Genomic DNA, 21,307 nt, shown 5'->3' on the forward strand with positions numbered 1-21,307 from the left:
AAACGACACCAACACTCACACCCACACCCGCGCGGCGGGGGCAACCAGCCGCACCACGACCACGGAGACACACTCATGGCCAGCATCACGCTAGACGACGTAACGAAGGAGTTCGGCGACGGTGGCGACGCGGTCGTCGCCGTCGACGACGTATCGCTCGACATCGAAGACGGCGAGTTCGTCGTCTTCGTCGGCCCGTCCGGGAGCGGGAAGTCCACGCTCATGCGGATGGTCGCCGGCCTCGAAACGCAGACCGACGGCGACGTGTACATCGGCGACGAGATCGTCAATCAGCTCGGCCCGCGGGCGCGTGACATCGCGATGGTGTTCCAGAACTACGCGCTGTACCCGAACATGACCGTCGAGGAGAACATGTCGTTCGGCCTCAAGATGTCGACCGACCTCTCGGCCGACGAAATCGAAGCGACGGTGACCGAGACGGCCGAGATGATGGGTATCGAGTCGCTGTTGGACAACACGCCCGGCGAACTTTCCGGTGGCCAACAGCAGCGCGTCGCCCTCGGCCGTGCCATCGTCCGCGACCCGAACGTGTTCTTGATGGACGAGCCGCTGTCGAACCTCGACGCGAAGCTCCGGACGACCATGCGCACCGAAATCAACCGCCTGCAGAGCGACCTCGGCGTGACGACGCTGTACGTCACCCACGACCAGACCGAGGCGATGACGATGGGCGACCGGCTGGTCGTCCTCAACTACGGCGAACTCCAGCAGGTCGGCACGCCGCTGGAGTGTTTCTACCGCCCGGCAAACCGGTTCGTCGCCGGGTTCATCGGGTCGCCGTCGATGAACTTCTTCGAGGGCCAGGTCACGGACGGCACGCTCGTCGCCGACGGCTTCGAGTACGCCCTCACAGAACGCATGCAGGGGAACGTCGGCGACCGGACCGCGGTGACCCTCGGCGCGCGCCCGGAGGACTACACGCTCTCCGAAGCGCCCACGGACAACGGCTTCGAGGTCGTCGTCGACGTCGTCGAACCGATGGGCAGCGTCTCGTACGTGTACGTCCGGTCGGTCGCGGCGTCTCACGACGAGACGTTCGTCGTCGAAATCGACGGGCAACAACCCATCAGCGAAGGCGAGCGACTGTACGCGCACGCTCCGGCGACTGACGTCCACCTGTTCGACACCCAAACCGGCGAGACGATTCACCAGCGAGAACTCACCGACGACGCAGAGCACGCGCTCTCGCAGCCGCTCGAAAACGCGAGCGCGGGGGCTGACTGAACGGGCTCGCGCCGACTCCGACCGACTCAGCTCACGGCCCCCGCTGTCGTCCCCCGCTGTTGCCGACTGGACGCTCCCCCCTCCCATTGAAGTATCTTCTCCGGATTGTGCGACCATGCACATCACGGATTACGAACTGTTCGCGGTGCCCCCGCGGTGGCTGCTGCTCAAACTGGAGACGAGCGACGGCCTCGTCGGCTGGGGCGAGCCCATCGTGCAGGGTCGCCTCCGGACGGTCCGGTCCGCGGTCGAAGAACTCGTGGAGGTGTACCTGCTGGGCGAAGACCCGCTTCGCACGGAGTACCACTGGCGGAAACTGTACCAAAGCGGGTACTATCGCGGTGGCCCGGTTCTCATGAGCGCGCTGTCCGGCATCGACCACGCACTCTGGGATATCAAAGGCAAGCACTACGACGCACCGGTGTACGAACTCCTCGGCGGCCACGTCCGCGACCGGATGCCCGTCCACCAGTGGGTCGGCGGCGAGACGCCGGAAGAAGTCGCCAAAGAGGCGATTCAGCGGCGCGACCAGGGGTACACGGCGCTCAAGATGAACGCGACCAACGAGTTCGGCCCGTTGGAGCCGCCGGCCGCCGTCGAGACCGCCCGCAAGCGGGTCGCCGCCGTTCGGGAGGCGCTTGGCGACGACCTCCACCTCGGCGTCGATTTCCACGGGCGCGTCTCGAAATCCATGGCGTCGCGGTTGGTCGAGGCGCTCGAACCCTACGGTCTGATGTTCATCGACCAACCCGTCCGCCCCGAACACTCCGAGGCGCTCGCCGCGCTCGCCGAGGGGACGACTACCCCGCTCGCGACCGGCGAGCGATTCTACTCGCGCTACGATTTCAAGCCGCTGTTGACCGACGGGTCGGTGTCGGTCCTCCAGCCGGACGTCACCCACGTCGGCGGCATCACCGAACTCCGGAAGGTGATGACGATGGCCGAGGCGTTCGACGTGTCGGTCGTCCCCCATTGTCCGTTGAGCCCGGTCGCCTTCGCCGCGAACCTCCAGGCCGGCTTCGCCTCCCACAGCGCGGTCATGCAGGAACAGGACCTCGGCCTCCACGACCCGGACGAGAGCGTCGGCCTCGCGTATCTCGACGACCCCCAGCAGTTCGACTTCGACGACGGCTTCGTCAAGCGACCGACCGGCCCGGGACTGGGTATCGACGTGGACGAGGCGTACGTCCGCGAGCGCTCGCGCGGCGACGTCAACTGGTACAACCCCGTGTGGCACCACGACGACGGCCGACTCGCCGAGTGGTGAACTGGCGTGTCGACTGACTGTCCGTGGACCTGACCGTCTACATTCGTATCGAAACCTACTGAGACACGGCTATAGGGACAGCAATCGTCTAGAAACACTTTTGAGAATATGGTTAGCTAGGCAACATGAGTGATATGTTTCAACAATCCGAACCGCACGTGGACAGGACGATGCTTGGCCGCCGAACGCCTGTTGGTGAACTTCGTACTTGGCGCGATGAGTGAGCCGTCATCGTTCGTCGAGCAGACGAAAGTCCACCTGCACAAAGCCCTCGAAACGAACGACCCCGACGAGAAAGACTTCCACCTTCGGACTGCGCTGCAACTCTGTGCGTGTGACGGCGTGACCGACCAGTCGGACTAGCACCGTCGATTGACGCCGTTCTCTCCTCTCGAGGAGTACAATCTCCGAGCGATGGACCTCCTGATAGCGACGCCCAGTTCGTGTTCGCGGCCGACCAGTATGGAGACGATAATATAATCGTCTGCATACAATCTCCGGGGAAGCGTCACCCCGGCGCACTCACCTGGATCGACAGTTCGATTAGAATATGTGTGTTCTGTGTGGTTATTTGAATATAATTTGTTGTTCGACATATTTTCGATCGAGAGTCGTCGACGTCTTCTCTCCGCGTAATGAATAAATGTTCTACAACTTACGGTGAAAAAGCCAACTATTGAATTAATTCCGCATTTTATTATTTTACTGTGGTTGATTGTGTTGAACTCACTACCGCCAAGATAATTTACTCAATTATTGAGAATATATTGCGTCTTGAGTAGTCGACACCACAGTCTGGATTCGACCGGGAGACTCACCGCACGCCGAGTTGGCGTGCGGCCGTCGCCGACAGATACACGCCGTTCGCGCCGACCGAGATGAGCGCCGCGAGATCCACTTTACGAGGAAGGAGTCGGAGATACTGCTACAGAGCATGTTTGCAATCTGACTGTCCGACTTAATTTTGTGTTATCCATTGACATTATCGGTCGATATTCCGGTATCAAGGCGGGCGATAGTATCTCTGATAAGTGTATCCTACAAACCTGTACTTAAAAACCAGATCCAAGTGACAATAAGTCAATAACTAACTGGCGTATGGATGACTGACAAGGCACCATGACTGCCAACTCGTTTCGACAACGAACGCACGGCAGGAGACAACACGGTGTGTCAGTCGTTGTCCCCACTTACAACGAACGAGACAATATCAGCCATCTACTGGGCAGGTGTCTCAAAACAGCTTCAGACTCGCAGTTAGCGCTGGAGATACTTGTCGTCGATGACGATTCAGAAGACTACACGTGGCTCTATCCGACTCGCCTCTTTGGGAATGATCGGCGTGTCCGCGTTATTCGTCGCCAGACCGCTGATAGGGGACTCGCACAATCTGTTGTCGACGGATTCGACAACGCACACCACGACTACATCGCCGTTATCGACGGTGACTGCCAACACCCTCCAGAAAAGCTTACTGAACTCGTCGATGCGCTCGAAGCGGGTGCTGATATCTCGATTGGGAGTCGTCACGTACGCGGCGGTCACATCGAGAACTGGCCGCTCTGGCGAAAACTCGTCAGTAAAGGCGCAACGATGTGTACCGCCGTTGCACTCCCTGAAACGCGTGGCATCTCCGACCCGTTATCAGGGTTCTTCGCTGTTCGCCAGGACGTTATCCGTGACCTCGAGTTGGACCCACAGGGATACAAGATTCTGCTTGAAGTGCTTGCAAAGGGCAACTACGACGCCGACCGCGTCGCGGAAGTTCCCTACGTGTTCTCCGAGCGCGAACGAGGAGACAGCAAGCTGACAGCGCGCGAGTATCAGAACTTTCTCGAGCACCTCGGTCAACTCAGTCTGGTTTCACGCGGGGTTTCAGACCGCATCGATCCGAAACGGGCGGTACGCTGTGCCGAGTTCGGGCTGGTTGGTGCAACTGGTTCGCTCGTCAATATGCTCGTGTTTGCAGTGTGTACTGCTGTCCTTAGTGCCCACTTTCTCGTTGCGGGGACAGTCGCGTTTATGACGGCTGTTCACTGGAACTTCGCTCTCAACTATATCCTGACGTACGACCGCCCAGCTGGCAGCACGGTTCGCCAGTACCTCGGCTTTCATTCCGTCTCTCTCGCTGGATTTCTCGTCTACACAGCCACACTCGCTGCGTTCGTGGTAGTGAACACACCTGCGTTGCTCGCAAACCTGTTCGCCATTCTCGCAGGAGCGGGAATCAACTTCCTCGGGAGCGACACGCGGGTGTTTCGATCACCCAGCGATACAGAACAGCGTCCGAACAACAGTCACACGGCTGAGGTTGTGGAGTGAGCAGCGATGCAGGACAAACAGATTCTCGTTACTGGTGCAGCAGGGTTCATCGGTTCGCACGTCGCGGCGCATCTCGCTGCCGAAAACGACGTGGTTGCAATCGACGACGGCTCGTTTGGCATCCTCGCAAATGTTCCGGATCGTGTGACGTTCTACGAGCGGAGTACGCTCGAGGATGACCTGCCAACTGACGTCGATATCGTGTTCCATTTTGCTGATCTCTCAGCATACACCGTCCACGAACAGGATCGAAGACGCGGTGTGTCGGTCGCCGTCGAAGGATTCGTCAATGTCGTTGAACAGGCACTCGAAGACGGCTGTTCGACCGTCGTGTATCCCTCAACTGGGTCGTTGTACGTACAGCAGGAACAGCCAGTCACAGAAACGAGTTCGGTTCATCCGACGACGGCGCTTCAAGCAGCATCGCTCGCTCGTGAGCATTATGGGAGATACTTTGCCGACCATTACGGGCTGAACATCGCTGGGGTTCGGCTCTTTTCTGTCTATACCGAAGCCCCCCGAAGCGAGACCGGTCGGATCACATATCCGAATATAATCACGCAGTTAGTGGACGCGATTGCGCATGGATATCCACCAATTCTCTACGGAGACGGCTCCGAACAGCGGGATTTCATCCACATCGACGATGTCGTTCGCGGGCTCGTCGGAATCGCAGCGAGCCAGCTAACTGGCATCTACAACATCGGCTCTGGACGAGCTGTCTCGCTCAACGAGTTGGTTTCAATGATTGCGACTGAACTGCAGGTGACGGCTGAACCGCAGTACATCGCCCACACCACCCCACTCGCAGCACGGAACCACACCGGCATCGCTGACTGTACGAAGCTGTCCGAGGAACTTGCGTGGGAACCACAGGTCTCGCTCGAAGCGAGTCTCAAGCGTGCCTGTGGTGTCGACGGGGTGATCGATGCATGAGACTGATCTGGGCTATCCTCAACCTGCTGGGCGTTCTCTTCAGTCTGGCGTGGCTGTGGGTGAATCTGTATCTCCACTACCCGCTCGTGAAAGCGCTTGTCTCCCGTGTCCTCAATGGGGTCGTCATTCCCGCGACGTCGGCCGAGACGCAACCAGAGCGTGTACTCCAGCCTGACGGCAAAGTGACTGACGGTGGGAGTGACGTCGCTCGCGAGGAACCGCTTGAGTTCGACGTACTCCTGCCAGCCTACGCAGAAAGTAGCGTCATTGAGAACTCGATTCGATCTGTTCGAGCGGCAGACTACCCACAGTCCCGTATCAACCTCGTCATCCTCACGGAACCAGACGACGACGAAACACGAGCGACGCTCACTACGCTTGCACAGCAGTACGAGTTCACCGAACTCTGTGTACCGGAACGCTATCCGGGTGACCAGAACAAGCCGCGAGCACTCAATTACGGCTTTGAGAAAACAGACAGCGACGTCGTCGCAGTCATCGACGCAGAGAACGTATTCCACCCCGACATCTTCACGGACGCGAGTGCGCGTTTCCGTGATGCCGACGTGGATTTCCTGCAGGGACGCCTCGATATGGTGAACGAGGACGATGGGTGGCTCAATACGTTCTTCCGTGCGGAATACGGCTACTGGTATCGAGTCATTTTCCCACGTTTTTTCGGAGCGAACTACCCGATTCCGATGGGAGGCACAACCTGTCTGTTCCGCCGGTCAGTACTGGCGCAGATTAGTGACGCTCGTCGTGAGCGCTACGACGACCCATGGAGTGACACGGACTACGCGTGGGCGACGGAACACGACCTTGTTGGCGCACGGCCGTGGGACCCAGAGAACGTCACCGAAGACTTCGAATTGGGGTTGTTCCTCTGGCAGAACGGCTTTACCCCCGGGTATCTCTCCGATCCGGTGACGGACGAAGAGTCACCGCTGACGCTGAGTTCGTGGATGGGCCAACGGACGCGGTGGCAAAAAGGAAAGATCTACACGCTGTTACATTACCTGCGCTACCCGCCCGACACAGCCCGTGAGCGAGTCCATCTGTACACGCAGTCGGCGATTCCACACCTGGGCGTCGTCAACATCCTCGCTCTGTTCACGATCCTCCTCGCGGCGAACTTAGGTGGCTATACGTGGCACTCCCTGCCGACATCCCTGCTTTTGGTCGGACTGGGCTTTCTCGGGCTGACGATGGTGGAATACGGCATCGGCTATTGGGTGACGTCGAAGCATCCCCGTCGAACCCGATTCAGACGAGCGATGGTCGTTATCGCCACGATCCCATTTTACTGGGTACTCCATTGGCTCGCAGACATCCGCGCGTTCGCTCGGACGTACCGAGGTGAATTCCATTGGGTGAAGACGGCGCACGCTGGACGCAACACGACCGCGGCCGCGGCCGACACGAGCGAAGTGACCGACCAGCGATCGCAGCATCGTTGGACACTCTCTCGTCGGACCAACATTGCTGCGCTTGGCGTGGTTGTGGGGGTCGCACTTGCAGTACGACTCTACAATATCACCGCATGGAGTCTGTTCAACGACGAACTCTACTCCATCGGTCGTGCGAGCGCCCCGATCGCGGAGCTCTTGTTCGTGACTCACGACACGCACCCGCCGCTCCACTATCTTCTCTTGCATTATTGGATGGACTTCTTCGGCCAGTCACAACTCAGCGTTCGGTCGCTGTCGGTGGTGTTTTCGGTCGCAACTGTCGTTGCAGTCTACCTCCTCGGGGTTGAGCTGTACAACGACCGAACAGGGCTCGCCGCAGCGCTCGTGACGGCGCTGTCCGTCTACCACGTCCACTACGCACAGAATGCGCGGATGTATACGCTCGTCGCGTTTCTGACCGCGGTCTCGTGGTACGGGTTTGTGGTCATGAAATCCAGCCCACACCGGGGGAGTCTCATCTACGGTCCGGCAACTGCGCTCCTCATTTACACCCATCTCTGGGCAGTCTTCGTGATTCTCGCACAGAACATCTACGTGCTCTTTTCGAATGACCGGACCGGTCTCGACTTGCGGCGCTGGGGTCGCGCACAGTTCCTGATCGGCTTGTGTACCATCCCCGTCGTGGCATTCTATCTCTCAGCGATTGTCTCATCCGACGGGGCACAGGCGCTGATTGCGTGGCTGCAGCCACCCTCGCTCTACAACATCGTTGAGTTGGTGCGGCAGTTCGCTGGTGTTGCCCGACAGTATCCACTCGTCGACGGGACTGGACTGTCGGTTCCCGTCGCCATCGTCACGGTCTTCATCTACGCCTTGCTCGTCTTTACTGCAGTCGTCCGATACGATTCCGTCGACGGATTCGAACTGACGGACCTCGATAGCGCCGGGCAGTTGGCGCTCTTGGTGCTCGTTCCGATCGTCGTGCCGTTCATCCTCTCGTACGTATTCGTCCCGATGTTCTTCTACCGGTACGCTGCCCCGGCAAGCATTGGACTGTTCATCCTCGTCGGGAAAGGGATCGATAACATCGAGACGAATACGGCCGCGGCCCTCGTCGTCGCGGTGCTCGTCGTTGCCTCGGGTGTGATGCTTAGCGACCACTACAACAACACGACTGTCGAGAACATCGATGGAGCGATGGCCTGCCTCGACTCGGAGACGACAACTGGTGACCTTGTCATCGTCCAGACGTTTTGGGGAGCCGATGTCGAGCAGACCCCGCTCAGCTACTACGATGTCTTCAGCACGGTCAACTCGCTCTCACTACCGCCGCCTGACCGCCTGACTGCACAGGACGTAACCGAGATGGAAGCGGCGGTTGCGGAGCACGATACCGTGTGGGTAGTCATGTTCGCTGCGGGCGATGTCGGCGACCAACTCACCGCGTGGACCACAGACAGCCGTGTCCTCCAGTCGCTCAATCAGACTCACACACAACTGACGCTCATGGACGGCACGACGGTCAACGTCTATCGATACGAGTCCGCGGACCGAGCGGCAACTGGTGGTCAGGATTCGCGTGCGGTCAGCCACGCCTGCGCGGAGTCACAGACTGACGACGCAGACGCCGCATCGTCGCCGGCGTCGACTGCAAGCGAGCCAGCTCAGGCCGTGTCCCTGACCGAACGCCAGAACACGGAGCGTCGGCCGCTCGGACTAGTCGCCCCGATCGCGGGTGGTGACCACTAATGGGCGTTGCTGACCGGGTCATACAGCGTGTCTCTACGGACTACGTGGTTCGGCCCCCCACCGCTGTGACCGACCTCGTGTTTTTCGCGACGGTTACCGCGCTGTTGACGTTCCCCCTTCTGGCCGTTCCAGACCGGATTCATCTGACTGCCCCGGCGACGTATTCGTTCTTTCACGACGGTGCGTGGACGATCCAGCATCCAGCGAAAGGTGGAGAATACATCGACCACCTCGGTGCAATGGCGGCCATCGAGGGGGGTATCGACCGACTGCTCGCCGGCAACGGCCAGATCATCATCCTCTCGGACTACACGATTCCGCCGACGTACATCATCGCAGGGATGGTCACGACGCTGGTCTTCCCCATCTCGACGATACTCTTTCACAATCTGTATTTTGTCGTCTCGATGTTCCTCGCTGGCGTGTTCACGTATCTCTTCGTCCGGGCGGTGCTCGACGACCGAGAGGTCGCCCTGCTCGCTGGTGTCCTCTACATGTCGTCGTTCTACCTGTTCAACGCCTACGTAATGGGCCACACGAACCAATGGCAGGTGCAGTGGATTCCGCTGATTCTGTTTAGCGTCGAACGGATGCGCGTACACGCAGCGACCGACTTCGTCGGGAAGAGCGTCGTGTTGCTGAGTCTCGCCTTCGTGATTCAGGTCCTCTCATCGATGCAATACGCCGTGTATCTGAGTTTCGTCCTTCCGCTGTACGTGCTTCTGCGGCTATTGTACGGGGAGACTGGGTTCCGGTCGGCGCTGTTCTGGAAAGGCTTTGGCGCGTCGACGCTCCTCGCCGCAATCGTGACCTCGCCGTATCTCTACGCGCGATTTCGGCTTATCCAAGCGGGGACGACTAGCCAGACCACACTCCAAGCAGACAACTACGTGTGGTATCAGGTCCAGAACGTTATCGGCGAGTTCTTCGCTGCGGACGCACCGCTTCAGTTCACCTTCCGACTCCTGTTGATCGTTGGCGGTGTGGTCACGCTGTATACCGTCTCTCGGCGGCGGTTCCGGCAGTTAGCACCGTTTGCCTTCCTGTTCGGCATCTGTGTCCTCATCGCCTGGGGGCCGTTTTCGCCGTGGGCACCGTACTCGCTGTTCCACACCTACTGGCCACTTGTCGGGTACTTCCGCGTACCGTATCGGATCCTTCCGTTCGCACTACTTGGGTCCAGTACCCTCGCCGCATCGGTCCTGTTGCATCTTTCGGAGAGCGAGACGGACTGGATGAGCCTCCGCGGCGCGGTTCTAATCGTGATCACCGCAATCCAAATCGCACTTGTCCATTCCACGCTGATGTTCTACGAATATTTGGGCTGACGTTCGCGTTCGGTTGCTGGGCGGGTCGCACTTCCTCTCGAGGGGAGATATCACGCGGAGGGGCTTGGGGGTTGCAGCCGAGACTCGGACACCGACTCAGTCGGCGCTTCGTCTTTCTGCGCGGGACTCACGGACTCGAAGCAGATTGAGACGGCATACCGCGTCGATATTCACTCTCGCGGAGTCTGGCAGTTCGGGGTCACCGCACGCCGAGTCGGCGCGCGGCCGTCGCCGACAGATACACACCGTTCGCGCCGACCGAGACGGGTTCGTCGGTCACCCGCGAGACGAGCGCCGCAAGGTCGCGCCGGAATGCCTCGTTTCGCTGTTCGAGCAGCGGCGTCGTCGCCTTCCCGTCGAGTTCCGTCCCGCGACTGTCGACGTAGATTTCGACAAAATCGACCTGTATCGACAGCGGTGCGTCGTCGAGGTACGTGGGAAGCGAAAGCGCCTCCAGTTGGGCTTTCGGGCCGACTGGCGCACCGGCCGCGGTGAGTACGCGACCCAGTACCGCGGCGTCGCGTCGCGGGACGAGTTCGGTCGCGCGTCGCTCGTCGTCGGTGTGAATCGTCCGGTGGCCCGCGCCGAGTGTCGTGAGCGCGTCGACGACGGCGTCGCGGGTTGCCTCGTCGACGACGAACGACGGCCGGTAGTTCTCGAGGGCGATGCTCCCCGTTGCGAACACCGCGGCGACGAGGCGGTTGAGCGCGCGGGCCGCTGGCTGGCGGAGTGTGTCGGGGACCCAGCCGTTATCGATGGCCGTGTTCAGACCACGGACCACGTCCGGGACGCTTCCGTCCATCCACTCGCGAACGCGACTCCGCGGGAGGTCGAGCGCGGTGCCGACCGCGGTCGACCCCTTATCGGGGTTGGCTGCGACGTAGTCCATCGTCTCGCGATACTGCAGGACGTACTCCCACGGGTCATCGACCGGCGTCGCATACGTCCGCGCGACTACTGGCTCCGTCGCAAGCGGCATGACGCTTAGAACGTGTTATCCAAATATAACTATCGCGGTTCAAGACATTCAGGATGTAAACCACGACGACTGTTGTTCGAGGGCGTGGTTGCAATCGATTGACAACATGTTCGGATACTCCGTGCTATGTGACAGTCACTCAATCTATATTTATTAGCATGCCCAACATATGTTTGGTTGTAAGCCCGCAGGGGTCGCGTACACGCAGCAGGTGATTCATCTGTTCGCTGCTTTGCGACACGCGTCGACGACACGTCGACAGCCGTCTGTTCGGGCCAGGAGATACACAATGCAACTTACACACCTCTTCAAAGACGACTCCGCTGTTTCGCCGGTTATCGGCGTGATTCTGATGGTCGCAATTACCGTCATCCTCGCGGCCGTCATCGGGACGTTCGTCCTCGGTCTCGGTGACCAAGTCGGCGATACTGCGCCGCAAGCGAGTTTCAGTTTCGACTACGATGATACAACGCCACAGCTCGTCATCACCCACGAAAGCGGTGAGGCCATCGACCCAGCTCGCCTGACGATTATTGGTGGCGGCCTTGACGATGTGTGGCCAGATGCCGATACTGGGTCTGACGACAACGTCGACGCGGGTGACTCCACGACGTTCGGTAGTGGCGATAGCCTCTCGGTCTCCTCGGGCGACACCATCCGTATCGTCTGGACCTCTGAATCCGGATCCAACTCTGCGACCCTGCAGACCTGGACGTACAACGGCTAAACAACCTTTCAGATTTTTCGCGAGCGCATCAGACTCAGAGAGAACTCACCGTGTCGTAGCGCGTAGTCCCAGTCACTAGTCTCGTAGACACCGCACAACCAAACAGGCGAGCGTCACCGATTCAGCCGAACGACGTCATCACACTCGGGACAGTCCGCAAACACCCCAGTCTCGTCGTCTTCCGTCTCGAACTCGATTAACACGTGGTACTCGTGGAGTTCCGTCTCGCAGTCCGGACAACGGCCAATCGTCGTTGACTCGTCGATCATAGAGGGGATGGCAGGGAGCGTGTGCTCGCACGTGTGCTCCCAGGCGCGACTACGGCAAACACAACCATATCCATTGGGGTTGCGCCACTCCGTGTTCACACGGAGGCGACGCCAACTGCACTACAGTCGTCGACGACACACGCCAGACCAACTCTCAGCGGAGATCGCGGAGACCAATCCGGTTGTGACCGTCCCCGAGTCAGTAACCCACCGGCCGATGTGGGTGCCCACTCGGGTACGCAGTCGTCGTTCGATGTTGGGTGCCGAGCTGACAACTCGTCCCACCCCAACAATCATGTATGTTAGCATGGCACAAAACAGTTGGTATTCTAACTACTTTCGTCAGCTTGTGAAACACCCATATGTACGTTACACCACCAGAGTGTCACGTCGCCGCTCGACGCTGCCGTCGTCGATAGACGCTCACGAGCCAGATGGCCACGGCACCGGCGAAGAGCAGATACTGAAACTGCAGTTGCGGGCTGTCGAAGCCGGCGTTGAGAATCCGAACCCACGGGGCGACATTGTCGCCGGGGTACTGAAGGCCGGGCACGACGGGCCACAACAGAAAGCCGAGTTCGCGCCACTCCTGCCGAAAGACGAGGAGGTACGAGTCGCCGACGATGTGCGACCCGATGGCGACCGCGAGAACGCGCGCTTCGGTGCCGTAGCCCTTGTGTGTGAGATACCGGCCGCCGAGGAAGACGACCGGGGTGAGTATCAGGAGTGAGTGCGCGAGCGACCGGCCGTTCGGGAGCACGCCCGCGTAGGCCAGCGGCTTGTCGATGAGATCCGGGAGTTGCGTCCCGACCGCGAGGAGGGCGAGGGTCAAGCCGTGGGGGTAGCGAAATTCCCAGTCACGCACGCGAGCGAGAGCCACGACGGCGAGATAGCCGAGCGCGAGGTGACCGAGTGGATACACACATCGACACAGGTTCGTCCCCCGCATAAACTCATTCATCGAAATTGTTTTCGCATATATATTATCAATATTATATTCTGTCTTGGAAGAGTGCTCAGACGATAAACTCTTTACTGACGTGTCCGACTCTACCAGATAGAAACCGTTCGTGGGGTCCACCGGCTACTGCAATCCAGTCTCGACGGTGCTCACAACAGGTGGTCAATCTCTATGGGAACGTCAAGCGCACACAACGACGCTCAGCGTACGAAACAGCTGAGCAACGGCAAGAGCGGTACGTCAGCATCGGACGTCAGACTAAGCGGTGAGGAGTTGCTGCTGTCCGCAGACAGCGACATCACGCCCACGCTTTCGGTCGTGATGCCCACCCTCAACGAAGAAGGTGGCATCGCCCAGTGTATCGAGTGGGTCAAAGCCGCCCTCGAGGACATGCAGATCTACGGCGAGGTCGTCGTCGCCGACAGTTCGGACGACCGCACGCCCGAGATTGCGGCAGAGAACGGTGCCGTCGTCATCGAACCCGACGGCAAGGGCTACGGCTACGCCTACCTGTACGCCTTCGAGCGCGTCCGCGGCCAGTACATCGCCATGGGCGACGCCGACTGCACCTACGACTTCAAGGAGCTTCCCAAGTTGTTGAACATGGTTCGCTCCGGTGATGCAGATATGGCCATGGGCTCGCGGCTTGAAGGTGAGATCTTGCCGGGGTCGATGCCGCCCCTGCACGAACACGTCGGGAATCCGTTGTTGACGAAATTCCTGAACGTCTTCTACGGCGCTGGCGTGAGTGACGCGCACTCGGGAATGCGCGTGTTCACGCGTGATGCCTGGGAGACCATGGAGTGTTCGTCGACGGGCATGGAGTTCGCCAGCGAGATGATTATGGAGGCCGGCGCGAAGGATTTGGAGATCGAGGAGAAGCCGATTACCTATCATCCCCGTGAGGGTGAGGCGAACCTCGAGAGCTTCCCCGATGGCTGGCGACACGTTCGGTTTATGCTCGTGAATGCGCCCGGCTACCTGTTCTCCGCGCCTGGGTTTGGGCTGTCCATGGTTGGTGTGCTGGCGCTTCTGTTAGCGTGGACCGGCGTCGAGATCGGTGGTGCCCAGTTCGGCATTCACACCGGGATTGGTGGCGGCTTGTTGACGCTGGCCGGCTTCCAGTTGATGCTGTTCGGAGCCTTCTCGACGGTGTCTTCGGATCCGGTTCGTGGTGCGTCGGATCCGTTCACGACCTGGTTCACGGAGCATATCTCGCTTGAAAGAGGGGCGACGATTGGTTCGCTCGTGTTCCTCACCGGACTCGCCTACGGTGGCTTCCTGGCCTTTACGTGGGTGACGAGCGGGTTTAGTGCGCTCCCGATTGCCGTTGCCGACGTCGTGGCCACCGTGGCTGTGGTCATTGGCCTCCAGATGGTGTTCGGGTCGTTCCTGTTGGGGTCGCTCGCCGAGTAATTAAATTTTTTGATGAATCCCAGGTGACTACTTGTTCCATTTGTAGCGTCAACGTAATTATTTTACAGCTATACTGAGATACTCGCCTATGAAGTCTGCTTTGGAAACCTTGTACGGCAGCTATATGTTCCCGATGCTGTGGGCTGAAAAGCATATTGACATAGGAACAAATGTATTTGATAAGGAATGGGACCTACTCATTATTCTTGATGCGTGCCGTGTAGATGCGCTAAAAGAAGTTTCGCCTGAATTTAATTTTCTTGATGATATTAATTCTATTTGGTCCGTTGGATCTACATCAAAAGAGTGGTACGCTAATACCTTTCAGGGCAACCGTCCAGAGATTGGAGAGACTGCTCTAGTTAGTGGAAACGGGTGGGTTGAACCACTCTTCGAGGGACAGCCAAACTGGTCATACTGGACGATGACTCGCCATTCGATTTGGCATAACAGTTCAGTAATCAATAATGCATTAGATCGACCTCTACCTTCGAAGGAAGACTTTGGCGAGTATGTCACAGTATATGAGGATCGAGGCGGCGACTGCGGAACAGTTGCCTTACCAGATGATGTGACAAATGCCGCAATAAAGACGGGGAGAGAAACGAATACTGAACGGATGGTTGTTCATTATATGCAACCACACGCGCCGTACCTGCATGAGAGAGATGGAAACAAATTACCGAAGATGCATAATTCCCCGTTTGAGTCGCTTAGAAACGGTTCTACGTCGCGTGAAGAGGTATGGGAGGCATATCTTAATAACCTAAGACTAGTATTGCATTCAGTAGAGAATCTGCTTGCGAATATTGACGCTGATGAAGTGGTGATTTCCTCGGACCATGGCGAGTTATTTGGGGAGTGTGGACTGTATTCCCATATTGCTGCATGTCCTCACCCTGCATTGAAACGGGTCCCATGGGTGACCACGTCAGCTGAAGACACCCACCAAATGGAACCCGAACTATCAACCGAAGACATTAATGTTGATACTAAGACCAGACTTCGAGACTTGGGATATCTGTAGATGTCACGCAGATATGCAAGATATTATTTCATTATACGCATCAAAAAATGCATTACACTGTGACTCTTTTGAATAACAATTAGCTATTGTTCGTGACTGGTTAGAGAACGTGGTGCGCTCATTTACTTCTAGCTCAAAATATCTATTTACTTCCTCTACAATTTTAGCACCTATTGGTTGAACAACAAAGTCTGAATTCACTTGCTTTACTGCTTCTTTTGCCCCTGTTGTTTCGGTCACAATTGCTGGAAGACCAGCAGCCATTGCTTCAGTAACGGATACAGCAAATGGGTCGATCCGAGCTGGATGGACGTATAATGATGCTTCGTTTAGTTCATCGACTAGGTCATCAACATATCCTTTGACTTTAACGCCAGGAACTTGTTCATAGGATGACGGGTGCTTTTGACCAACAATAGACAGCTCCGCAGACGGGTGTATCTCCCGTACTTTCGGCCAATTGTTGACGAGAATGTCAACACCTTTGTGATCGCGTCCGAAGCCTACGAAAGTTGCTTTTTTAGCTTCCAACTGAGGTCTCGTTTTTGAGAGTTCACTAGTTAAATTTTCATCAATATGTGGTGCTACATGAGATACGGGCATATTTGGATACTTAATCCGAAGGTAGTCTGACACAAGTTGAGAGACCGCAATCATTCCGTCACAATAATTTGCAAGAAATGATTCCAAGTTACATTCGATTCTTCTATATGTGCTCATAATTTTTTTCTTGAGCCCGCCTGGAGACAAGTGTAGATCTCCTCCATACAATTTATGATGACTTGCTAGAAGGATAATGGGTGAATTTGGGAACTTCACCTTTAAGTGCGGTATGGCATATAGGATTTCACTATATTCTAAGATTATTGGCCTATTATGTATGTCTGGCAGATTGAGTGAACTAAGTGTTTTCCCAACTATCGTTGCATGACTCCCGGGAATATAGCCAGGAGGAGAAACTCCAACGAACTCAGCATCTATTGCTCTTCCAAAATCACGGTGTGCATAATGGTTGCAGACATCCTCTTGACCATAGTCCGGATATAGAAATACTGGCGGTTGGGGTTTCGAGTCAGTCACAGATTGTGATTCAAGCAGTAAACATATATCTTTTATTTTCTTTAATCGCCCCCTCCATAGAATAATATTTTCATCATTCTACTCTGAACACGGTTATGGCGTAAGTCGCATTTTGTGTTTCTAGAGAGGGCAAGTCACAATTGATGAATATTTGTTATCATAAATGACGGACTGGTCTGGTGTGATATTAATACCAAATTGAGAGTGACTTTGATAATACATGTAATATCCCTTGCAGTCAACTGTGTTACTACTGTTCAGTAACGTAATTGAGTGAAGGCTTGGGTCTGCGGAGGTTTCCAGACTATTTTGTTTTTCCATCCACCTCCAAGTGTACGTGTCTGCAGTAATCGATCTAGGTTGAACATATTCAAGTGCAAACTCAGCTGTCTGGACCTGAGACGTAGACAGATGTGATGTTGGCAATCCGGGACGCTCTTCCGTTGGTGCAGTTCCGGGCGAATGAGACACAGTTACAGCAGAGAAATACACGAAACTAGGGAGTAGCAATACGAGAAGAAGGACCAATACTTTGTTTCTAAACCTACCAAGTGAAATATTCCCTAGTGTGAACCCTACGATCGGGGCTGCAACTATGACAATGTAGGGGACTAATCTAATTGCACGCGTATTAAACGCTGCAACTAAAACACTTCCCAACCCGGCTACAATTATACTAGAAGCAAGATAATACGAGTACGAAATTTGTTTGTCCTCATTGAGATAGTTATAGACTAGATACAGACCCATACTGGTGAAAATGGCACCGAGAAATAGCAACCCCATCGAGGTGTGCAAGAATGGTGTCAGAAAGAGATTTGCACTTTCTGAACTTGACGGTGTTGTGGCACTCTCTGGTGTAGCTATCTGCAGTATTCGCCAAACCTGAAGTCTCAAATAATCTATTTGGTACCAAAGATAAAAATTCAGCACCAGGATTGCGGATAATAGAACCTTTGAATGACGAACCTTGAGGGGTCGATCATTCAAAATCGAAGTTTCAATCCTCGACCCAATGATAAATATCAATAAGAACACAGTAAGAATAACTGCGGGGATATTGTGCGTTAGTGATAAGCAAATAGCCCCAATAATTCCAATTAGTTTTTTTGATTGACCTTCACTAAATGCGGCCCATAAACAAAGTGGGAAAAATAGCAGGGTTAAACTTTGTGCATACAAGATCACAGACCAGCGTATATGAAATGGAGCAATTGCCAAATATAGTGCTGAGAATAGGCCAATCCTCATTGATTCTCTACCAACCGACCGAAATATTTTTCTAGATACTATTGCCATGAGTATAATCCCAACTATACAACCAAAGCCAACTCCAATGAAATATGACGGCCGAGGTGGTAAGTTAGATATAATTTGAGTGACGCCTGCAGATATGTGACTGATCGGGTAATAATGGTAATAATCAATAGATTCGGGAATGATGTGGCCGAACTCACCGATATACTTTGCATATTCGTAATGCCGTCGAACATCACGACCAATGACCTCTGAAGAGTAGTAGTAGGAACTACGTAGTGCAGTCGCGAATAGTACAATCATTCCGATGTCATACCATTTAGGAGACAAAACGAGCTTGGCACCTAAAAGACTGACAGCTACAACAACAGTTGCATAGTAGATCGAAGGGACACCTACTGCAGTTGAACGACCTATAATGGTAACACACAGAATTGATGATGCCAAGAGGATCAGTAGTGGCTTGTTTAATTTATCATGTGGGTGAGTTGAATATCTACTATTTTGAAGAGATAGGGCGAGAAATGAACCCAAGAATAATGTTGAACATAAGTATATCAGTACAGGTTTGCCACTCTGGAGAGAGAGTAAGAGTGCACAACCAAACCCAATAATTGAGAGGTAGCTAATGGAGAAACCTTGAGTCGATTCTCGTATACTCTCATCCATTAGTATACGAAGTGGCATCATTGAACTTAATAATATCTCTATTATTGTATTACATTCGGACCAACCGGTTGTGAAAGTAATATAATTCAGTTATTTAAACCGACATGGTGGTCTTGGTTCTGAGACTCTAGGTGTTAGATATTTTTAATAATGTTTGAAATCTCAGAGGGTCTTACAGCACCAGATATGATGGTCATGCCTATGAAAATCAAAGCACCAACCAAAGGCGTGATTAGCAAAGAGAGAATGTCAGATGCGATGTAGTTTGGAATGACAAAAATCATCGGAGCTGAAACACCACAAGTCAGGAGGATCCGACCAAGTCTTAGATCAGAGAGCGGATTGAATCCTAGATAACGAGCTGCAACTGAGTGAAAAGCAAGCATAGATCCATAGCCAATGCTAGTAGCGATTGCTGCGCCATTCATTCCAAACTTTGGGATTAATAGTATATTGAGAACAACGTTAATTATGGCTGCCGCGGCGGTTGCTATCAAAATTAGTCTTAATTCACCTTTTCCTTGCCCAATTGCAAATATCGGTCTAGCAACCGCAAACCCAATAGTACCCGGAAGAAGCAACATTAGTGGTGAGACACTCTCACTAAATGACGGTCCATAGTATAATGTAATAAATTCATGGGACAATGAGGCTAACCCAATAGCCAAAAGTAATGATAATAGTAGTGTATAGCGAGTCACTCGGCCAGCAATTGAATTTATTTTGTCAACTTTTCCATCGTTCCAAAGTTGGGATGTAGCGTGTAAGAACACAGTTTGAATTGAAACAGGAGCGAACCAGAGAAATTCAGCAACAACTAGTGCCGCTTTGTAGTAACCAGTTGAGGAACTTCCAGACAGGGACTGTAATAGTAGTATGTCAACATGGTATAATGACTCTGTGAGCAGAGCAAAAGCTACACTCTGGAAACTAAATGACAATAGCTTTTCACGGGATATGTCCTCAGAAAGCTTGGAAAATATGGACAGTGGGTCGACAAACTTTTGGACAAAATAAAAGCCGATTAGGCAGATTATTGACAACGAGATGATTCGGCCCAATAGTACACCATTAACCCCAAACCCAGACGACACAAGGAGATATGCAAAGATACCAAATACCAATTGGGATATTACTCGTAAGGGTTCAGATTTCGATTCTCGTCCAAAGCCCATCAGAGTGCTGCGAAAGATAGAAAAAAGCTGTCTCCCGATCAGAATGCCAGCCCCGAAGATGAAGTACGAAGTGAACTCATCACCAAAAACTCTTGAAGGAATTCCTATCGTGGTTCCAATTAGGATAACAATCACTCCGGTGATTGTGAGACCCATACCAAATCTAAAATAAAAACCAAAAATCTCGTTTCTCCATCTAGTAGAGTCTGGTCGTTCAGCAATGAATTTTCTAAGCCCATCAAACAGACCTCCATCAAGAATAATATTTATCAATCCTAGTGATGAGACAATTACTGCATACTCACCGTACTGAGAGCTCCCTAAAATTCTGACTAATATTGGAGTGACAATCATCGTGACTATTATTGCGCCGATCCGTGCACTCACAATAGACAAAAATCCTCGAACAATTCGCGAAGACATACAGTACGATGATGTCAGGGAGTCATGTCATATAAATAGGACGGATATTGAAAGCACTACATCTACGAAACTGATTAGTAGAAATAACATTAAGAGTATTCGTCGATGATTCAGTAATCATGGCAGATTCTAATACCGAACGTATCTCGATAATTATCGCAACAAAAGACCGGGAAACGGATCTGAAACGGTGTATCGATTCCATCAGTAATCAAACAACATCTCCGGGGGAAGTGATTATAGTTGACGACGGTAACATTGAGTCAGAATTAATCGATTCGTTTAACCGAGAGCTGCCAAACGAAACAAATCTTATAGTCACAGACTCAGAGGGTCCACCCGGTCTTTCAGTTGCTCGCAACACAGGTATTCGAGCAGCAAGTGGAGAAATTGTCCTCACGTTGGATGACGATGCAGAGATCGGAACAGATTATCTCCAGAGAGTTCAGAGTTGGTTTCGTGAAGTTGAAGACCCAAATTTCGTCGGGGTAGCTGGGTTTGATGACCGGTTGAGAGAAGTCTCAGAAAAAGAGAGAATAATCAGAAAGCTACTCTTGCTTGAAGAGGGTGGCTGGAAAATCAATAAAGTTGGAATACAATCACGCTCCGTTGGGATTGACAGGCCAACAAAAGCAGATTGGATGCCAGGATACAACTTTGCGTATCGACGAGACGTGATTATTGACCACCTCTTTCCACAATATAACGGAGGACGTGAAGCACTAGAAGACATAGCAGTCGGATGGGAACTATCAAAAGAAGGAAAATATTGCATAATTGATCCAGATCTCCCGGTACGTCATTATGATCCCCCGAAACAAGATTCTGGATATGAAATTGGAGTCAAACATGGGCAAAACCGAGTGAGGTATTTCAAGAAATATGGGACTACTCGACATTGGCCACTATTCTTATGGGCAATGGTTGGTGTCCTTTTATTAGAAGTTCTGGCACCATTATTTACAAATAGACTGTACTTTCATTGGACAAAGGCGGTAGGGATACTCGTCGGAGTTGGTAAGAAGATCCCAAAGAAAGTTGAAGAACCAATCCGCTAGCCTGAGA

17 protein-coding genes are annotated in these 21,307 nt (G+C 54.0%); 11 read left to right on the top strand and 6 right to left on the bottom strand.

Going from position 1 to position 21,307, the window contains the following annotated elements:
* Nucleotides 1-75: 75 nt before the first annotated feature.
* From AUR65_RS08870 to AUR65_RS08895, 7 genes are all read left to right on the top strand, one after another.
* A complete protein-coding gene (locus tag AUR65_RS08870; protein WP_058566493.1) occupies nucleotides 76-1,245 on the top strand; it encodes an ABC transporter ATP-binding protein in 1,170 nt (389 codons plus the stop codon).
* A gap of 115 nt (nucleotides 1,246-1,360) precedes the next feature.
* On the top strand, nucleotides 1,361-2,512 hold the full coding sequence (gene dgoD / locus AUR65_RS08875; protein WP_058566494.1) for a galactonate dehydratase: 1,152 nt from the start codon (nucleotides 1,361-1,363) through the stop codon (nucleotides 2,510-2,512).
* Nucleotides 2,513-2,728: 216 nt separating this feature from the next.
* Entirely contained in the window at nucleotides 2,729-2,875 is a 147-nt protein-coding gene (locus AUR65_RS19940; protein ID WP_199180578.1) for a hypothetical protein, read from the top strand.
* A gap of 807 nt (nucleotides 2,876-3,682) precedes the next feature.
* Nucleotides 3,683-4,834: a glycosyltransferase gene (locus AUR65_RS08880; RefSeq protein ID WP_158250825.1), complete on the top strand. Its 1,152-nt coding sequence runs from the start codon at nucleotides 3,683-3,685 to the stop codon at nucleotides 4,832-4,834.
* 6 nt (nucleotides 4,835-4,840) lie between these two features.
* Complete coding sequence (locus tag AUR65_RS08885; protein ID WP_058566497.1) at nucleotides 4,841-5,770, top strand: NAD-dependent epimerase/dehydratase family protein; 930 nt, start codon at nucleotides 4,841-4,843, stop codon at nucleotides 5,768-5,770.
* Nucleotides 5,767-8,931 carry a glycosyltransferase gene (locus tag AUR65_RS08890; protein WP_058566498.1) on the top strand — a complete coding sequence of 1,055 codons (3,165 nt, stop codon included), beginning with the start codon at nucleotides 5,767-5,769 and terminating at the stop codon, nucleotides 8,929-8,931. Before AUR65_RS08885 ends, AUR65_RS08890 begins: the two co-directional genes overlap by 4 nt.
* Nucleotides 8,931-10,259, top strand: a complete 1,329-nt coding sequence (locus tag AUR65_RS08895; protein WP_058566499.1) for a hypothetical protein — start codon at nucleotides 8,931-8,933, stop codon at nucleotides 10,257-10,259. The genes AUR65_RS08890 and AUR65_RS08895 overlap by 1 nt, the downstream gene beginning before the upstream one ends.
* Nucleotides 10,260-10,458: 199 nt before the next feature.
* Here the strand turns inward: AUR65_RS08895 and AUR65_RS08900 are convergent, their stop codons facing one another.
* Entirely contained in the window at nucleotides 10,459-11,238 is a 780-nt protein-coding gene (locus AUR65_RS08900; protein WP_058566500.1) for a hypothetical protein, read from the bottom strand.
* Between the two features lie 289 nt (nucleotides 11,239-11,527).
* Here AUR65_RS08900 and AUR65_RS08905 point away from each other — a divergent pair, with 289 nt between their 5' ends.
* Complete coding sequence (locus AUR65_RS08905; RefSeq protein WP_058566628.1) at nucleotides 11,528-11,965, top strand: type IV pilin; 438 nt, start codon at nucleotides 11,528-11,530, stop codon at nucleotides 11,963-11,965.
* 113 nt (nucleotides 11,966-12,078) lie between these two features.
* Here AUR65_RS08905 and AUR65_RS20595 read toward each other — a convergent pair whose 3' ends face one another.
* Both AUR65_RS20595 and AUR65_RS08910 read right to left on the bottom strand, forming a co-directional pair.
* On the bottom strand, nucleotides 12,079-12,234 hold the full coding sequence (locus tag AUR65_RS20595) for a DUF7837 family putative zinc-binding protein (protein WP_008096085.1): 156 nt from the start codon (nucleotides 12,232-12,234) through the stop codon (nucleotides 12,079-12,081).
* Between the two features lie 385 nt (nucleotides 12,235-12,619).
* On the bottom strand, nucleotides 12,620-13,156 hold the full coding sequence (locus AUR65_RS08910; RefSeq protein ID WP_058566501.1) for a metal-dependent hydrolase: 537 nt from the start codon (nucleotides 13,154-13,156) through the stop codon (nucleotides 12,620-12,622).
* A gap of 210 nt (nucleotides 13,157-13,366) precedes the next feature.
* On the opposite strand from AUR65_RS08910, the gene AUR65_RS08915 reads away from it, so the two are divergent.
* Nucleotides 13,367-14,611 (top strand): glycosyltransferase family 2 protein, encoded by a 1,245-nt coding sequence (locus AUR65_RS08915; RefSeq protein ID WP_058566502.1) that lies wholly within the window; start codon nucleotides 13,367-13,369, stop codon nucleotides 14,609-14,611.
* An 88-nt stretch (nucleotides 14,612-14,699) separates the two neighbouring features.
* Complete coding sequence (locus AUR65_RS08920) at nucleotides 14,700-15,638, top strand: alkaline phosphatase family protein (RefSeq protein ID WP_199180579.1); 939 nt, start codon at nucleotides 14,700-14,702, stop codon at nucleotides 15,636-15,638.
* 3 nt (nucleotides 15,639-15,641) lie between these two features.
* On the opposite strand, the gene AUR65_RS08925 is transcribed toward AUR65_RS08920, so the two are convergent.
* The 3 genes from AUR65_RS08925 to AUR65_RS08930 form a co-directional block, all read right to left on the bottom strand.
* Nucleotides 15,642-16,718, bottom strand: coding sequence for a glycosyltransferase (locus tag AUR65_RS08925; RefSeq protein ID WP_146047393.1), 1,077 nt, complete (start codon nucleotides 16,716-16,718; stop codon nucleotides 15,642-15,644).
* Between the two features lie 120 nt (nucleotides 16,719-16,838).
* Nucleotides 16,839-18,644, bottom strand: a complete 1,806-nt coding sequence (locus tag AUR65_RS19470) for a hypothetical protein (protein WP_146047394.1) — start codon at nucleotides 18,642-18,644, stop codon at nucleotides 16,839-16,841.
* A 134-nt stretch (nucleotides 18,645-18,778) separates the two neighbouring features.
* Entirely contained in the window at nucleotides 18,779-20,242 is a 1,464-nt protein-coding gene (locus tag AUR65_RS08930) for a lipopolysaccharide biosynthesis protein (protein WP_058566503.1), read from the bottom strand.
* A gap of 119 nt (nucleotides 20,243-20,361) precedes the next feature.
* Between AUR65_RS08930 and AUR65_RS08935 the strand changes: the two genes are divergently transcribed.
* Nucleotides 20,362-21,300 (top strand): glycosyltransferase family 2 protein, encoded by a 939-nt coding sequence (locus AUR65_RS08935; RefSeq protein ID WP_084816400.1) that lies wholly within the window; start codon nucleotides 20,362-20,364, stop codon nucleotides 21,298-21,300.
* Nucleotides 21,301-21,307 lie beyond the last annotated feature (7 nt).

Origin of the sequence: Haloferax marisrubri, from assembly GCF_001469875.2 — an archaeon.
In the GTDB taxonomy this organism is placed as follows: Archaea; Halobacteriota; Halobacteria; order Halobacteriales; family Haloferacaceae; genus Haloferax; species Haloferax marisrubri.

Coding starts and splice junctions, on each gene's coding strand:
- AUR65_RS08870 (WP_058566493.1), top strand. CDS start 76: ATGGCCAGCATCACGCTAGACGACGTAACGAAGGAGTTCGGCGACGGT.
- dgoD (WP_058566494.1), top strand. CDS start 1,361: ATGCACATCACGGATTACGAACTGTTCGCGGTGCCCCCGCGGTGGCTG.
- AUR65_RS19940 (WP_199180578.1), top strand. CDS start 2,729: ATGAGTGAGCCGTCATCGTTCGTCGAGCAGACGAAAGTCCACCTGCAC.
- AUR65_RS08885 (WP_058566497.1), top strand. CDS start 4,841: ATGCAGGACAAACAGATTCTCGTTACTGGTGCAGCAGGGTTCATCGGT.
- AUR65_RS08890 (WP_058566498.1), top strand. CDS start 5,767: ATGAGACTGATCTGGGCTATCCTCAACCTGCTGGGCGTTCTCTTCAGT.
- AUR65_RS08895 (WP_058566499.1), top strand. CDS start 8,931: ATGGGCGTTGCTGACCGGGTCATACAGCGTGTCTCTACGGACTACGTG.
- AUR65_RS08900 (WP_058566500.1), bottom strand. CDS start 11,238: ATGCCGCTTGCGACGGAGCCAGTAGTCGCGCGGACGTATGCGACGCCG.
- AUR65_RS08905 (WP_058566628.1), top strand. CDS start 11,528: ATGCAACTTACACACCTCTTCAAAGACGACTCCGCTGTTTCGCCGGTT.
- AUR65_RS20595 (WP_008096085.1), bottom strand. CDS start 12,234: ATGATCGACGAGTCAACGACGATTGGCCGTTGTCCGGACTGCGAGACG.
- AUR65_RS08915 (WP_058566502.1), top strand. CDS start 13,367: ATGGGAACGTCAAGCGCACACAACGACGCTCAGCGTACGAAACAGCTG.
- AUR65_RS08920 (WP_199180579.1), top strand. CDS start 14,700: ATGAAGTCTGCTTTGGAAACCTTGTACGGCAGCTATATGTTCCCGATG.
- AUR65_RS19470 (WP_146047394.1), bottom strand. CDS start 18,644: ATGGATGAGAGTATACGAGAATCGACTCAAGGTTTCTCCATTAGCTAC.
- AUR65_RS08930 (WP_058566503.1), bottom strand. CDS start 20,242: ATGTCTTCGCGAATTGTTCGAGGATTTTTGTCTATTGTGAGTGCACGG.
- AUR65_RS08935 (WP_084816400.1), top strand. CDS start 20,362: ATGGCAGATTCTAATACCGAACGTATCTCGATAATTATCGCAACAAAA.